Here is a 14,285-nt window from a genome sequence, read left to right as displayed (position 1 = left end):
GCAAGCAATCGAAATCTTTGAAGACAAGGAACTGCCATGAAAACCGTCGAGCAAACCTGGCACGACATCTCACTTCCTGCCGAACAGCGCGTCGCCGCGCTCATGGATGAAATGACCCTGGAAGAGAAAGCCGGGCAGCTGGGCTCGTTCTGGATCCGCCCGGAGGAAGAAAACCAGGACGGGGAAGGCAACGTCGCGCCGATGGCCGACACCTTCACCGCAGGCCCCAGCTTCGAAACCGCCATCAAGGACGGCTTGGGGCATATCACCCGCGCCTTCGGCACCATCCCGCTGGCCCCCGCCGAAGGCCGCGAACGCCTGGTCGAGCTGCAAGAACAGGTCATTGCCGCGAACCGCTTGGGCATCCCGGCCATCGCCCACGAGGAATGCCTGACTGGCTTCACCACCCTTGGCGCGACCTGCTACCCGGCGTCCATTGCCTGGGGCGCCACCTTCAACCCGGAACTCATTGGCGGCATGGCCCGGCGCATCGGCGCCGACATGCTGAAGATGGGAGTGCACCAGGGCCTGTCCCCGGTCTTGGACGTCACCCGCGACTACCGCTGGGGCCGGGTGGAAGAGACCATGGGCGAAGACCCCCACCTGGTTGGGGAGCTGGGTGTAGCCTACGTGCGCGGGCTGCAGGACTCGGGGGTGCACGCCACCTTGAAGCACTTCGCCGGCTACGCGGCCTCGCAAGCCGGGCGCAACCACGCGCCGGTCTCCATGGGCCCCCGGGCGCTGGAAGACACGGTGTTCCCGCCGTTCGAACGCGCGGTTCGCGAGGGTGGAGTGAAGTCCGTGATGAACTCCTATGCGGACGTGGATGGCGAAGCGCCCGCTGGCAGCCACCGGCTGCTCACCGAAGTGCTGCGGGGCCGCTGGGGCTTCGCGGGAACCGTCGTGGCGGACTACTGGTCCGTCAGCTTCCTGCACAGCATGCACGAAGTCGCAGAAGACGAGGACGCCGCGGGCCGGCTGTCCCTGGAAGCCGGCATGGACGTTGAGCTCCCGGAGACCACCGCCTTCGCCAACCTGGCCCAGGCGGTCCGCGCCGGAGCGCTGGAGCAGGAAGTCCTGGACACCGCGGTGCGCCGCGTGCTGGCCCAGAAGCTGCAGATGGGCCTGCTGGATCCGGGCTGGAACCCGCGCCAGGCCTGGCTGGGCGATGACGTGGAACTGGATTCGGCCGATAACCGTGCCCATGCCCGGAAAATGGCCGAGGAATCGATCATCCTGCTGCGCAACGAGCAGATCCTGCCCTTGGCCAGCCCGGCACGCTTGGCGGTCATCGGGCCCAGCGCCTCCCAGCCGCGCACCCACCTGGGCTGCTACTCCTTCACCAACCATGTCTACTCGCGCTTCGCCGAGCAGCAGGACTACGGCGTGCCGATGGCCTCGATCCTCGAAGCCTTGCAGCAGGCTCCCGCGCTCGCCGGATCGCAGATCGAGTATGCCCGTGGCGTGGACTTCACCGATCTGGATGATTCGGGCATCGCCCAGGCGGTCCAGGCCGCCCGCAACGCCGAAGTCGCGGTGGTTGCCGTTGGCGACCTCGCCGGGCTCTTCGGCCGTGGCACCTCGGGGGAGGGCTGCGACGTCGTCGACCTGCGCCTGCCCGGGCGGCAGGGGGATCTGGTGGAAGCCGTGCTGGCCACGGGGACCCCGACGGTGCTGGTGCTGGTCACTGGGCGCCCGTATTCGCTGGGGCAATTCGCTGATCGCACCGCGGCCATCATCCAGTGCTTCATGCCCGGGGTGGAAGGCGGGCCGGCACTGGCTGGCGTGCTGACCGGCGAGGTCAACCCCTCGGGCAAGCTGCCGGTGCAGATCCCCGACCATATCGGCGGGCAGCCGGGCACCTACCTGGCTTCCAAGCTGGCCTGGCATTCAGAAGGCGTAACCAACCTCGATCCGCGTCCGCTCTACCCCTTCGGCTACGGCAGCTCCTACACCAGCTTCGAGATCTCCGGTCTGGAACTGCCGGAAACTGAAATCGCTGCCGACGGCACCATTCGGGTCAGTGCCACCGTGGCCAATACCGGAGCGCGCTCCGGCGCCGAAGTGGTGCAGCTGTACCTGGCTGACGCGGTGTCGCAGGTGGTGCGCCCGCGCCGCTGGCTAGCCGGCTTCGCCAAGGTGCAGCTTGAGGCAGGGGAGTCGAAGCGCGTGGCTTTCACCGTGCATGCGGACCGGACCTCGTTCACCGGGCTGTCCGGGAAGCGCATTGTGGAACCGGGCAAGTTCACCGCGCTGGTGGGAACCAGCAGCGAGGACCTGCCACTGCAGGCCGAGTTCCGGATCACCGGGAAGGTGCGCGAAGTGGCCGAGGGCCGCGTGCTGGACACCCCGGTGGACATCGCGTAGCCGCTAGGCGGTGCGCCGCCGCAGGGTCAGGGAACCGACGATCAGCGCGGCGGCGATCCAGGCGGCGATGACCAGCATGCTGCTTGCCGTCGCCGAATCCACTGTTCCCGCCGCGGCATCCGAGAGGGCGTCGATGGCGTGGGACAGCGGAAGCCAGTCGCCGATGGCCTCCAGCGCGCCGGGCAGCTGCTCGCGGGGCAGGATGATTCCGGACAGCAGGAACTGCGGGATGACCAGCGCCGGCATGAACTGAACCACCTGGAATTCGGTGCGTGCGAAGGCGCTGGCCATCAGGCCGAGGCTGATGCCCAGCAGCGCGTCGAGGGCGGCCACCGCGAACAGCAGCCAGAAACTGCCTTCGATCTCCAAGCCGCAAACCCAGATGGCGAAACTGACCGCGATCATGGTCTGGAGGATCGCAACCAGGGTGAACGCCAGCGCGTAGCCGAAGATGAATTCGCCCTTGGCCAGCGGCATGCTCAGCAAGCGCTCAAGGGTTCCGCTGCGCCGCTCGCGCAGTGTTGCGATGCTGGTTACCAGGAACATGACCACGAATGGGAACAAGGCGATCATTGCGGGGCCAATGCGGCCGAATGCCGGGGTGTCGGTGAAGATCCATGCGATCAGGCCGATCAGCAGGCTGGGCACGATGAGCATCAAGGCAATGGTCCGCGGGTCATGGCGTACCTGGGCCAGGACCCGACCGGTGGTGGCGAGCGTCCGTTTCATGGCTGGTTCCCTTTTGCCGCGATCAGGGCAACGAAGGCATTTTCGGGATTGTCTGCACCGGTTGACTCCATCAATGCAGCCGGGCTCATCTGGCCGAGCAGCTTCCCCTCGCGCAGCAGCAGGATTTCATCGCAACGCATGGCTTCGTCCATGACATGGCTGGAGACGACAAGGCACAGGCCGGTGGCCGCCAACTGCGAGAACATCGCCCACAGATCCGCACGCAGCACCGGGTCCAAACCCACCGTGGGTTCATCCAGGATGACAATTTCCGGCGAGCCGAGCAGCGCGATGGCCAAGGACACCCGATTGCGCTGTCCGCCGGACAGGCCCATGGCCAGCCGGCCAGCCTGGTCCGCCAGGTCCGTGGCTTCGAGGACTCGATCCACTTCGGCTGGGGGGTGGCCGAGGATCTTGGCGAAGTAGGCGATGTTCTGCCGGACACTCAAATCGTCATAGACGCTGGCTGCCTGGGTCATATAGCCGACCCGGTTGCGCAGGGACTTGTGCCCGGCGGGCTTTCCGAGAACGGAGACTGTTCCGCTGCTGATGACCTGGTTGCCCACGATGCTTCGCAGCAAGGTGCTCTTGCCGCTGCCGCTGGGGCCGAGCAAGCCGATGATCCGTCCCGGCGCGAGCTGGAATTCCACGTGGTCCAGGACCAATGCCCTTCCGCGTCTGACGTCGAGCCGCTGCACATCGACACAAGCCGTTTTATTCATCACATAATGAATTAGGGACCTCTGCCAGCAGCATGTCAATGGTTCAACGCAGGCAATTGGCCGGTGAGGTAGCGCTGGATGGTGGGGGCCACCAGCTCGATAACCTGCTCATCATCCATGGAGGCCAAAGGCTCCAAGCCAATGATGTAGCGCGCGACAATCAGGCCGACAATCTGGCTGGCCACCAGGGCTACCCTCGGCTCGGCGCTTTCTTCCGGCAAACGCGCACCCAAGCGCGAGAAGATCTGCTCTTGCAGGAATGGACGGAGGATTTTCGCCGCGCTGCTGCTGGAGACCAAGCCCCGGATCATTGCCGTTGCAGCCGTGCGGAAAGCCGGCTTGCTCCAGGTAGCGAGCAATGCGCGAGTCAGCGCCTCGCCCATCTCCTCCAACGGCGCTGTTGCCGCCTCGGCGATGATTTCCCCTGGGTTGACGGGGATGCGCATGGTCTGGACAAACAAGTCGCTCTTGTCCTTGAAATAGTGGTGAACCAGTGCTGGATCCACCCCGGCTCGGCGCGCTACCGACCGGAGGCTGGCTGCCTCGTATCCGGCACGGGAGAACTCCTTGGACGCGGCTTTGAGGATCGCCGCTCTAGTTGTCCCCGTGTTGCTGCCTTTGGGCCGTCCACGCTTCCGCGCGCTCGGGACCTCGTTCGGTACTTGCTCGGTCACGGTTTCAGCATACTTCCGGAATCTTGCGTCAACGCAGCAAGGCCGGGCAAAAGCCCGGCCTTGCTGAATCCGCTAGCTGCTACTTCTTGGCTGCAGGCGCTTCCGCTGCAGCGGCACCCTTGGCGAGTTCCGCGTGCAGATTCGCCACGGATGGGAACTGCAGGTCCGGGCGGAACGGGAAAGTGTCCATGTCCTCGCGGGCGGTGATGCCGGTGTAGACCAATGCGGTCAGCAGTCCGGCTTCCATGCCCGCAACGATATCGGTGTCCATGCGGTCGCCGATCATTGCGGTGGTTTCCGAGTGCGCATCGATTCGGTTCAGGGCAGAACGGAACATCATTGGGTTCGGCTTGCCCACCACGTATGGCTCGCGGTTGGTTGCACGCGAGATCAAGGCCGCGATCGCACCGGTGGCTGGCATAATGCCTTCGGTGGACGGCCCGGTAGCGTCCGGGTTGGTGGCGATGAACTTCGCCCCGCCTTCGATCAGGCGGATGGCCTTGGTGATGGCTTCGAAAGAGTAGGTGCGGGTTTCGCCCAGCACGACGTAGTCAGGGTTCTGGTCGGTCATGATGAACCCCGCATCATGCAGGGCAGTGGTCAAACCGGCTTCGCCAATGACGAAGGTGCGGCCGCCGGGGCGCTGGCGAGCCAGGAACTCTGCAGTGGCCATCGCGGAGGTCCAGATGTTTTCCTCCGGGACGTCCAGGCCCGAGGCCAATAGGCGGGCACGCAGATCGCGCGGGGTGTAGATGGAGTTATTGGTCAGGACCAGGAAGCGCAGGTTGTTGTCGCGCCAGTAGCTCAGCATCTCGGCGGCGCCCTTGATGGCCTGGTTCTCGTGAACCAATACGCCGTCCATGTCCGTGAGCCAGCATTTGATGTCGTGGACAGTTCGCGTACCGCGGATTGAAGTTGTCACGAGGCGTGGATCCTCCCTAGGGAAATATGTGGTGGGAGCTATCGGCACTGAAAGTATCCCGTTCTATTAAGAGATTACACAGGCGCACGCAAATGCACCGTGAACAAGGGCACGAACATAACGAACTAGGCTTAATACTGTGAACGAAGAAACGCATGAACCAGTTAATGACCCGAGCGCGCAGCATGTGATCGGATTAGGCCCCTGGGAGGGGGAACTGCCAACCGACGGAAAATACGATCCCCAGTTGCTTGCCGAGGGCGACCGGCGCAACGTCGCGGACAAGTACCGCTACTGGACGATGGACGCCATCATTGCTGATCTTGACGAACGCCGCCACGATTTCCATATCGCCATTGAAAACTGGCAGCACGATATGAACATCGGCACCGTGGTACGCAGCGCAAACGCTTTCCTGGCCAAAGAAGTCCATATCATCGGCCGTCGCCGCTGGAATCGACGAGGCGCCATGGTTACTGATCGTTACCAGCACGTACGGCACCATGCAACGGTGGAGGAGTTCGTTGCCTGGGCTGAGGGCGAGGGGTTGACGATTCTGGGAATCGATATCTTCCCGGACTCCGTTCCACTGGAGACCTACGACCTGCCGAAGGACTGCGTGCTGGTCTTCGGGCAGGAAGGTCCGGGACTCAGCCCGGAAGTCCACGCTGCGGCCAAGGACACCTTGTCCATCGAGCAGTTCGGCTCGACTCGTTCAATCAACGCGGCATCCGCAGCCGGGATTGCCATGCATGCGTGGGTACGCAGGCACGTGTTTGGGCAAAAAGTAGGTTAACAAGAAATTTAATACTGACGAGTTTAGTCGAGCATCTGGATTAGTTATCATTTTCCGCCTACTCTGGGTTTTAGTTATGAAAACGTGATCTGGGAGAGGGCGGTCGTGAAACGACGTCATCAAGTAAACCGTGACTTGCTGTTGCCCGGGCTGCCTCGACGCAGAAGGCCATTGGTTATATGGTCCACTTCTATCGTCGCCGCGCTCGGACTGACGGGAGCCCTGGCGATCCCGATCATGGCTCAGGCCGGTGACTCCAGGCAGGGCGATATCCCTGTAGGCATCGATGCTGTGGCAGATCCATCAATGTTCAACGGACCGGTCTACGTCAGTGCAGATGCGCCGCTGAACTCATTTGGCGGTTCCGGCAAGGAGCTGGCTATTGACGGCCGTCCCGTTGGAATGCTTGATGGCGCTGACGCGGGCTCAGAAGCGTCCGGCAATGACAACGAATCCTCAGCTCTGCTTGCGGGCATGGTCGGCGAGCTCGGCAAATTGCCTGGCGACCTGCAACTGATGCACCCGGTCAAGACCCGCAGTATTTCCAGCCCTTATGGCTGGCGTGCCAACCCTACCGGTCCTGGCAACCAGATCCACATTGGCCAGGACTACCCTATTTCCTGCGGCTCGCCGGTCTACGCTTCTGAAGCTGGAACGGTGACCGTATCGGCATGGGCTGGGCACTCCGGCATGCGCGTGACTATCGACCACGGCAGCAATGTCCAGACTGGCTACAGCCACAATTCGAAGTTGATTGCCAAGGTGGGGCAGCGAGTCGAGCAGGGTGAACTGATCGCCCTGGCTGGCACTACCGGCAACTCGACCGGTTGCCACGTGCACTTCGAGGTCATCATCGACGGCCGTTGGCATGATCCGCGCAACTACCTGCCAACCATTCCGGGCCAGCGCCAGGCGATGATTAATTCGCAGCGGCTGACAGTCAATGCGGGCAGTGCTCCCAAGGGCAACGGCTCCCGGGTTCCTGATCGGGCTCCAAGCGGCCCGGATCCAGACGTCATTGTCCCCGAGGATGACACTCCAAGCATTCCACGGCCGAAGCCAAGCCCATCGGAGTCACAGCGCCCGTCGCCGAGCGAGAGTGAAAGTCCGAGCGGTTCGCAGTCTCCAGATGGTTCACAGAGCCCGGACGGTTCGAAGAGCCCTGATAGCTCGAAGAGCCCAGATAGTTCCAAGAGCCCTGACGATTCGAAGAGTCCAGACGCTACGAAGAGTCCAGGCGCTACGGACGGACCCGAAGATCCGGATGCCACTGATGAGGTGGAGGCTCCAGCTCCAGCGCCAACGAAGCCAGAAGAAGAAGTCGCTACGGATACTCCAACGAAGTCAGATCCTGCGCCAAAGACGGATTCGTCGAAGTCGGCCTCGACCGGAACTGAAACTCCGGCGGCTTCCAAGAGCTCTGCATCAGTGCCCAGCACCACGACCAAGACACAGCTAGCTCCGTCGGGAAGCACCTCTGTAAGCGCAACAACCGAATAGAGAACGTAAAAAGCCAGCGGCCAACCATAATGAGACAAGCTCTCATCTGGGTTGGCCGTTTGCTTTGCGGTAAACCGCGGAATTCCCCGTGTCACGATACGAGATTTAGGGCTTAGTTAGTGACATAGCCGATAGGATGGATGGCGAACCGCCGTCAATGGAGACGCGTAACCTCGCTAATCACCAGGAGTGAAGCATGCCTATCGCAACCCCCGATAAGTACAATGCAATGATCGATGCTGCCAAGGCAGGCGGCTACGCCTTCCCAGCAGTGAACGTGACCAGCTCGCAGACTCTGAACGCCGCAATTCGCGGCTTCGCAGAGGCTGAATCCGACGGCATCATCCAGGTCTCCACCGGCGGCGCCGCATACTGGTCTGGTGCATCCATCAAGGATATGGTTACCGGCTCGCTGGGCTTCGCGGCCTTCGCGCGCCAGGTTGCCAAGAACTACGGCGTGAACATCGCCTTGCATACCGACCACTGCCCAGCGGACAAGCTGGACGGTTTCGTGTTGCCGCTGCTGGCCGCTTCGGAGGCTGAAGTCGCTGCAGGCCGCGATCCATTCTTCAACTCCCACATGTGGGACGGCTCGGCTGAGACCCTCGAAGAGAACCTGCGTATTGCTGCTGAACTGCTGCCACGCACCGCTGCCGCGAAGCAGATCCTCGAAGTTGAAATTGGTGCCGTGGGCGGCGAAGAAGATGGCGTCGAGAACGCGATCAACGACAAGCTGTACAGCACCGTCGAAGATGCCTTGGCTACCATCGAGGCTTTGGGCGCCGGTGAAAAGGGACGCTACATCACCGCGCTGACCTTCGGCAACGTCCACGGCGTTTACAAGCCAGGCAACGTAAAGCTGCGCCCAGAGATCTTGAAGGATATCCAGGCCCAGGTTGGTGCGAAAATCGGCAAGGCTAACCCATTCGATCTCGTATTCCACGGCGGATCGGGCTCCTCCGAGCAGGAAATCGCTGACGCTGTTGCCTACGGCGTGATCAAGATGAACATCGACACCGACACCCAGTACGCATTCACCCGTCCGGTCGCAGGCCACATGCTGGGCAACTACGATGGCGTGCTGAAGATCGACGGCGAAGTTGGCAACAAGAAGACCTATGACCCGCGCGTTTGGGGCGCCAAGGCTGAAGAGTCCATGGCTGCCCGCATCGTTGAAGCTGCCCAGCAGCTAGGCTCGGCCGGAAAGTCGCTGAAGTAACCATGGTCGGAGAAAACCTGCTGGGTATCCCGGAAACCCTGCTTCCGGAAGAAACCGAAGTGCTGGCACGCTATGAAGCCGGTGATGAAGCCACGGACTTGGCGGCAAAGTTCCCTGCCTCGTCACTGGTTTGGGCGCTGCTTGCCAACGAAGCGCACAGTGAGGGCCGCATCGTGGAGTCGTACGCGTTCGCACGAGTTGGCTACCACCGAGGCTTGGACTCGCTGCGCAAAGCCGGCTGGCGCGGACAGGGCCCTGTGCCTTGGCGCCATGAGCCAAACCGAGGCTTCCTTCGCTCGCTCTATGCGCTAGGCCGTGCGGCCGCAGCCATCGGCGAGACTGAAGAAGTCGACCGCATCGGCAAGTTCCTGAACGATTCGGATTCGACGGCCAAGGCTGAAATCGAAGCTGGCAAGTAAGCGATACTCCAACAGCTAACGGCGGCTATTCTCGCAGAGAGAATAGCCGCCGTTAGCTGTTTAACGCTTCGAGGGCATGCTCAAGAAGTAAGAGAACTCGTGTGCGCGGAAGCTGAGTAAAACCAGCCAGACGGCACACTCTCCGTCAGCAGAAGGCAAACATGCAAGTCAAGACCTATTCAGTAACATGAGGGCGTTCTCATGTTGTTCTACTTTTGGACTCATTTAGTTCACCTAAAGTTCATTTAGAAGGGATCATCACTTCACACTTTTGAAAGGGATAGCGATGTTGTCATTCTGGACGGGACTAGCCTCAAACGTCATCGGCATTACGGTGCTGGTGTACTTCGTATACTTCCGCCGTCACTTCCGCCGCGACCTCGTGCTCGCATATATCGCCTTGAGCATGGGAATCTTCGCGGTCACCTTGCTGCTTTCAGGCAGCGGCGCAGGCATGGGGCTGGGGCTGGGGCTCTTCGGCATCCTCTCAATCATTCGCCTTCGCTCAGACACGCTGACCCAGGAAGAAGTCGCCTACTACTTCATTTCGCTGGCCATTGGTTTGGTCAACGGCCTGCACCCGGATCCGGCATGGTTGGCTCCGTCGGCCACCGCAGCCCTCGTGCTAGTCATGTTCCTGGCGGATCACCCGAGCTTCGCTCCGCGCACCGAGCGCCAGACTGTGACCCTGGAACGTGCCTACCCGAAGAAGGCGGATCTGCAGGCTGCATTGGAAGAACTGCTGGATGCCAAGGTGCTGCGAACAGTAGTTGTCGAGCTGGACATGGTTCGCGATCTGACCATCGTTGATGTCCGCTTCCGCACCAACATGGCCGGCAGCAAGTCCACTGCCAAGTCCAGCGCATCCGAGAGCTTCTCCGGCACTTATGAATTGGCGAACAGCCAGTCTGCACCGGCAGCGCAGAACGGAGCCAAGCAGGAGACGTGGTCCTGATGACGACATATGCGGCCAAGGGAGCGGACCTCGTCGTCTCCCAGGCGCGCGCGGCTCTCGAAGAAGCCGTCATCGGCCGGGAACCGATCAGTCTCGAAGACGTGATTTCCGAAGCCGCGCTGCAGACCCGAGTCGACAAGAAGTTCCTGCTGGCCCCAGAGGAGTTCACGGCATTATCCGAGCGCTTGGGCGATCAATTCAAGATCATGCAGATCGATGGCCTGCGCACCTTCCGCTACGAATCGGTGTATTTCGATACCGAGGACTACGACCAGTACCGCGCCCACCGCCAGGGGCGGCGACGGCGATACAAGGTGCGCTCGCGCACTTATGCTGACACCGGGCTGTCGATGTTCGAGATCAAGACCAAGGGGCTTCGCGGCTCGACGGTGAAGCACCGCGTCGAGCAGGATCTGGACAGCGCCGGCGAGCTGACCGAAGAGAATCTCGAGTTCCTGGAATCGGTCCTGCGCCGCGAGTACGGGCAGGACGTGCCCCAACTGCAACCTGTGCTGGACAGTGCCTACCGGCGTGCAACTTTCGTGAACCCCATCGATGGCGAACGGCTGACCTGCGACGTGGAACTGGAATACGCCAACGGCGATTCGAGGGTTGACGGACCGGACCTGGTTGTCGTGGAGACCAAGTCCGCTGATGGCCGGGGCGCGTCGGACCAGGCCTTGGCCGAGCTGGGCATCCGAGAGGTATCGATGTCCAAGTATTGCATCGGCATTGCACTGCTGAACCCGCAGCTGCCGGCCAATCGCTGGAGCCGTTTGCTCCAGCAGAGCTTCGTTCCGGACCCGACGTTGCGCTAGATTCCGTGCAGGATTCGGCTAGCGCTCGGAGGCGAGTCGGTAGCCGAATCCGCGTACCGTCTCAAAACGTTCCGAGCCGAGCTTGTTGCGCAGGTAGCGGACATACACATCCACCACGTTAGACCCTGGATCGAAATCATAGCCCCAGACCCGGGAAAGCAACTGCTCGCGGCTGAGCACTTGGCCGGGGTTGCGCAAGAAGGCTTCGGCCAGCGCGAATTCACGCGCGGAAAGGTCGACTTCGCGCTCATTGACCGTCACCCGGCGGCGCAGCAGGTCCATGTTCAGGTCCTCGTGGGCCAGTGAGGAAACCTCGGGTGCGTTGTCCTCGGCGCGCAGGCGCAAGCGCACCCGCGCCAGCAACTCATCGAAGTGGAATGGCTTGGCCATGTAGTCATCGGCACCGTTCTGCAGGCCGGCTACCGTGTCTTCCACGCTGCCGCGTGCGGTCAGGATGATCACCGGAGTATCGATCTGCGCGGCGCGCAGACGCCGCAATACCGAGAAGCCGTCTTCATCCGGCAGGCCGAGGTCGAGGATGATCAGCTCATGGTCACCGTCAATGGCCTGGGTGAAGCCATCATGCCCGGTTTCTGCGATGGATGAGGTCAGTCCCGCAGCACGCAGCCCCTTGGCTACGAACGAACTGATTCGCGGTTCATCTTCAATGATCAGTATCTGGCTCATGCTTCCTTGCTTCCAGTCGTCAACGGCATGTCAATGTAGAACGTCGAACCCTTGCCATGTTCCGAGTTCACCCACACGCGTCCGCCGTGGGTCTCCGCTATGGCCTGCACGATGTTCAGCCCCAGGCCGGACCCGGAAGAACGAACAGAGTTCTGGCCCCGTCCAAAGCGCTCGAAAATACGTTCAAGATCTTCAGCCTGGATGCCCACGCCCGCATCGGATACCCACCAGCGCAAGGTGGTGTTGCCATGCCCATCGCGCACGATCTCGTTGCCCAAGCCGATGCGGCTATCCGCAGCAGAGAACTTCACCGCGTTGGCGCAGAGCTGCAGCATGGCTTGGGTGGTCCGGACCGGGTCGAGAGCCACGGTGGCCTCGGTGCGGTAGTCCACGCGCCACTGGCGAGGCCCCAGGCCGCGGGCCTTGTCGAGGATGTCGTCAAGCAGCTTGCCGACTTCTGCCGGCTCCACCTGGAGAAAATCCGTGCGGTTGGACTTTGCCAGGGTGACTAGGTCATTGATGAGCAAGGACATGCGCCCGAGCTCGTCCATGGCGATATCGCGGCTCTGGGCAACGTCGTCCGGATCGTTGGGATCCATCAGTTCCAGATGCCCGTTGATGATAGTCACCGGCGTGCGCAGTTCGTGCCCGACGTCATCAAGCAGCTGGCGCTGGGAGCTGAGCGCACCTTCAAGGCGATCCAGCATTTCGTTGACTGTGACCGTCAGTTCAGCGAATTCGTCGTTTCCGGAAACTTCAATGCGCTGGGATACGTCGGTCTCCGAGATCTGCTGCGCGGTAGTTTGCAGGCGGCGAATCGGGTCGAGCATTCGTCCAACCACAAGCCAGGCGGCCAGCGCGGCCACGAGCATGACCGAGGCGCCGACGGCACCATAGATCATGAAGTTGCGGTCGTTGGCGATAGCCTCGGCAGAGTAGTCATAGGCCAGCACGAAGGCGCCATGCTCGTGGTCTGCAGGGAGGCTAACCGGAACAACGACGGCGCGGTAGGTCGTGATGTCCGTGTCGACAGTTCCCAAGCGGATATGGTTGGCGTCCTGGACGCTTCTGGCCCATTCGAGGAATTCCGGATCATCTTCCAGTCGGGTGTTGACGATATCCGGTGCGGTCCAACGCACCTCGTCACCAACCAGGGAGAGCATGCCCTGCTTCGGGGAGGGCAGGGTGCGTTGCATTGCGATATACAGCAAGTCTTCGGCGTGCTTGAAGCGTTCCATGGTTCGCGGATCGACACCAGTATCGGTGAGAACTTCGAATTCCTTGACGGTGCGGGTCAATGACTCGTCGAGGCGTTCATTCAGTTCGTGGCGTTGAACCGCAAAGCTCGCGGTACCCGCTGTCAGCAGGGCCAGGCCTACCAGGAGCATCATGCCGGTCAGGACCCGTGCTCGGATGGACCAGCGGCGTTCTGGCGCTCTAGTCATCGTCGTCGTCATCGTCGTAGTCGTCGTAATCGTCATCGTCGTCGTCATCATCGTCGTACTGGGTGCCCGAAGGAGGCAGCGGAACGACGGTCTTCTTTGGCGGTGCCGGTGCTGGAGGTTTCGGCTTGGGCTTCGGTGTCGGGGTAGCGCTAGGCTTAGGCTTTTCCGAGGTTTTCGGCTTGGCGGAGGTGCTCGATCTGGAAGACGGATTTTGGGATCCAGTCGCTGGGGCAGAAGGCGAGGAGGAGGGGCTGTTGGGGGTGCCGCTCGTCGGAGACGGAGTTGCTTCTTCGAAGATGAACCCTTCCCCGAGGTCCTGGTCCGCCGGACCTTCCAAGGCTTGGCTGATTCCGAAAGCGCCAAGAAACACGACTGCGATGACAGCGATTGTCGCAAAGACGCGGCGCAAAGCTTCCTTTCCCATGTTTTTCATTGTGGCTGAAATAAATGAGATATAGATGAGAGACGCCGTTAGATGACAAAAAGCCTGTCTCGGCTAAGCCAGGTGCTCGAAGATAATTACCGTCTGGGTGGATGAGAACGCGCGGTTGGAGCCCAAGTGCGCGGCCACGAATGCCCGTAGGTCTTCGATGCTTCTGGTAGCCACCCGAACCAGCAAATCCGGCGAGCCGCCAAGAACGAAGACTTCCTTGACCTCGGCGAGCTCTTTGAGCTGATGCGCCGAGGAGAGCAAGCGGTCTCGGGCTGTGGACGAGACCACAATAGAGATCATGGCGTTGACGGCCACGCCAAGAAGTTGCTCATTGATCGCAGCATGGTAGCCGGTGATCACCCCCGCCTTGGAGAGGGCTTTCACCCGGCCCAAGCAGGTGGACGGCGCCAGGCCGACTTTTGCAGCCAGGACGTTATTGGCAATTCGAGCATCCTTGCTCAGCTCGGCGAGAATGGACAAATCCGCTTCGTCTACACGAACAGGATTCGGCTTGGCGTCGCCTTGAACTGTCCATAATGAACCTGCCACGGTTGATCAACTCAATTCTTTGGGAAAGTTCAGATTTAGTCGCACTATAT

At 61.4% G+C, this 14,285-nt stretch carries 15 protein-coding genes; 7 read left to right on the top strand and 8 right to left on the bottom strand.

The genetic code is table 11. The features are described 5' to 3' along the window. The first annotated feature begins 36 nt into the window (after positions 1 to 36). A complete protein-coding gene (locus AAZQ98_RS12520; RefSeq protein WP_332595176.1) occupies positions 37 to 2,367 on the top strand; it encodes a glycoside hydrolase family 3 N-terminal domain-containing protein in 2,331 nt (776 codons plus the stop codon). 3 nt (positions 2,368 to 2,370) lie between these two features. Here the strand turns inward: AAZQ98_RS12520 and AAZQ98_RS12515 are convergent, their stop codons facing one another. The 4 genes from AAZQ98_RS12515 to AAZQ98_RS12500 form a co-directional block, all read right to left on the bottom strand. Beyond that, positions 2,371 to 3,096, bottom strand: coding sequence for an ABC transporter permease (locus AAZQ98_RS12515; protein ID WP_434692698.1), 726 nt, complete (start codon positions 3,094 to 3,096; stop codon positions 2,371 to 2,373). Then, positions 3,093 to 3,818, bottom strand: a complete 726-nt coding sequence (locus AAZQ98_RS12510; RefSeq protein ID WP_434692696.1) for an ABC transporter ATP-binding protein — start codon at positions 3,816 to 3,818, stop codon at positions 3,093 to 3,095. The genes AAZQ98_RS12515 and AAZQ98_RS12510 overlap by 4 nt, the downstream gene beginning before the upstream one ends. 35 nt (positions 3,819 to 3,853) lie before the next feature. Continuing rightward, complete coding sequence (locus tag AAZQ98_RS12505) at positions 3,854 to 4,492, bottom strand: TetR family transcriptional regulator (protein WP_402473738.1); 639 nt, start codon at positions 4,490 to 4,492, stop codon at positions 3,854 to 3,856. A 79-nt stretch (positions 4,493 to 4,571) separates the two neighbouring features. After that, complete coding sequence (locus AAZQ98_RS12500) at positions 4,572 to 5,414, bottom strand: HAD-IIA family hydrolase (RefSeq protein WP_105657902.1); 843 nt, start codon at positions 5,412 to 5,414, stop codon at positions 4,572 to 4,574. Positions 5,415 to 5,553: 139 nt separating this feature from the next. Between AAZQ98_RS12500 and AAZQ98_RS12495 the strand changes: the two genes are divergently transcribed. From AAZQ98_RS12495 to AAZQ98_RS12470, 6 genes are all read left to right on the top strand, one after another. Beyond that, positions 5,554 to 6,210, top strand: a complete 657-nt coding sequence (locus AAZQ98_RS12495; protein ID WP_434692693.1) for a TrmH family RNA methyltransferase — start codon at positions 5,554 to 5,556, stop codon at positions 6,208 to 6,210. Between the two features lie 105 nt (positions 6,211 to 6,315). Then, entirely contained in the window at positions 6,316 to 7,710 is a 1,395-nt protein-coding gene (locus AAZQ98_RS12490) for a peptidoglycan DD-metalloendopeptidase family protein (RefSeq protein ID WP_434692690.1), read from the top strand. A gap of 196 nt (positions 7,711 to 7,906) precedes the next feature. Further along, positions 7,907 to 8,929: a class II fructose-bisphosphate aldolase gene (fbaA, locus tag AAZQ98_RS12485; RefSeq protein ID WP_105657905.1), complete on the top strand. Its 1,023-nt coding sequence runs from the start codon at positions 7,907 to 7,909 to the stop codon at positions 8,927 to 8,929. Positions 8,930 to 8,931: 2 nt separating this feature from the next. Beyond that, positions 8,932 to 9,348 carry a DUF3151 domain-containing protein gene (locus AAZQ98_RS12480; RefSeq protein WP_105657906.1) on the top strand — a complete coding sequence of 139 codons (417 nt, stop codon included), beginning with the start codon at positions 8,932 to 8,934 and terminating at the stop codon, positions 9,346 to 9,348. A gap of 286 nt (positions 9,349 to 9,634) precedes the next feature. Continuing rightward, positions 9,635 to 10,303 carry a DUF4956 domain-containing protein gene (locus AAZQ98_RS12475; protein WP_434692688.1) on the top strand — a complete coding sequence of 223 codons (669 nt, stop codon included), beginning with the start codon at positions 9,635 to 9,637 and terminating at the stop codon, positions 10,301 to 10,303. Continuing rightward, a complete protein-coding gene (locus AAZQ98_RS12470; RefSeq protein ID WP_434692685.1) occupies positions 10,303 to 11,121 on the top strand; it encodes a polyphosphate polymerase domain-containing protein in 819 nt (272 codons plus the stop codon). The genes AAZQ98_RS12475 and AAZQ98_RS12470 overlap by 1 nt, the downstream gene beginning before the upstream one ends. Before the next feature lie 18 nt (positions 11,122 to 11,139). Here the strand turns inward: AAZQ98_RS12470 and AAZQ98_RS12465 are convergent, their stop codons facing one another. The 4 genes from AAZQ98_RS12465 to AAZQ98_RS12450 all read right to left on the bottom strand — a co-directional run bounded on the left by AAZQ98_RS12465 (position 11,140) and on the right by AAZQ98_RS12450 (position 14,235). Continuing rightward, on the bottom strand, positions 11,140 to 11,808 hold the full coding sequence (locus tag AAZQ98_RS12465) for a response regulator transcription factor (RefSeq protein WP_105657909.1): 669 nt from the start codon (positions 11,806 to 11,808) through the stop codon (positions 11,140 to 11,142). Beyond that, positions 11,805 to 13,253 carry a sensor histidine kinase gene (locus AAZQ98_RS12460; RefSeq protein ID WP_434692682.1) on the bottom strand — a complete coding sequence of 483 codons (1,449 nt, stop codon included), beginning with the start codon at positions 13,251 to 13,253 and terminating at the stop codon, positions 11,805 to 11,807. The genes AAZQ98_RS12465 and AAZQ98_RS12460 overlap by 4 nt, the downstream gene beginning before the upstream one ends. Next, positions 13,246 to 13,677, bottom strand: coding sequence for a hypothetical protein (locus AAZQ98_RS12455; RefSeq protein WP_434692680.1), 432 nt, complete (start codon positions 13,675 to 13,677; stop codon positions 13,246 to 13,248). Before AAZQ98_RS12455 ends, AAZQ98_RS12460 begins: the two co-directional genes overlap by 8 nt. A gap of 72 nt (positions 13,678 to 13,749) precedes the next feature. Further along, positions 13,750 to 14,235: an Lrp/AsnC family transcriptional regulator gene (locus AAZQ98_RS12450; RefSeq protein WP_105662647.1), complete on the bottom strand. Its 486-nt coding sequence runs from the start codon at positions 14,233 to 14,235 to the stop codon at positions 13,750 to 13,752. Between the last annotated feature and the right edge of the window lie 50 nt (positions 14,236 to 14,285).

Origin of the sequence: Glutamicibacter sp. Je.9.36 (assembly GCF_051129975.1) — a bacterium.
Taxonomy (GTDB): Bacteria; Actinomycetota; Actinomycetes; order Actinomycetales; family Micrococcaceae; genus Glutamicibacter.
This window is presented reverse-complemented; position numbering and strand designations above follow the sequence as displayed.

What these genes read in the sequence shown, in the direction of transcription:
- AAZQ98_RS12520 (WP_332595176.1), top strand. Translation starts at nt 37, where the DNA reads ATGAAAACCGTCGAGCAAACCTGGCACGACATCTCACTTCCTGCCGAA.
- AAZQ98_RS12515 (WP_434692698.1), bottom strand. Translation starts at nt 3,096, where the DNA reads ATGAAACGGACGCTCGCCACCACCGGTCGGGTCCTGGCCCAGGTACGC.
- AAZQ98_RS12510 (WP_434692696.1), bottom strand. Translation starts at nt 3,818, where the DNA reads ATGAATAAAACGGCTTGTGTCGATGTGCAGCGGCTCGACGTCAGACGC.
- fbaA (WP_105657905.1), top strand. Translation starts at nt 7,907, where the DNA reads ATGCCTATCGCAACCCCCGATAAGTACAATGCAATGATCGATGCTGCC.
- AAZQ98_RS12480 (WP_105657906.1), top strand. Translation starts at nt 8,932, where the DNA reads ATGGTCGGAGAAAACCTGCTGGGTATCCCGGAAACCCTGCTTCCGGAA.
- AAZQ98_RS12475 (WP_434692688.1), top strand. Translation starts at nt 9,635, where the DNA reads ATGTTGTCATTCTGGACGGGACTAGCCTCAAACGTCATCGGCATTACG.
- AAZQ98_RS12470 (WP_434692685.1), top strand. Translation starts at nt 10,303, where the DNA reads ATGACGACATATGCGGCCAAGGGAGCGGACCTCGTCGTCTCCCAGGCG.
- AAZQ98_RS12465 (WP_105657909.1), bottom strand. Translation starts at nt 11,808, where the DNA reads ATGAGCCAGATACTGATCATTGAAGATGAACCGCGAATCAGTTCGTTC.
- AAZQ98_RS12460 (WP_434692682.1), bottom strand. Translation starts at nt 13,253, where the DNA reads ATGACTAGAGCGCCAGAACGCCGCTGGTCCATCCGAGCACGGGTCCTG.
- AAZQ98_RS12455 (WP_434692680.1), bottom strand. Translation starts at nt 13,677, where the DNA reads ATGGGAAAGGAAGCTTTGCGCCGCGTCTTTGCGACAATCGCTGTCATC.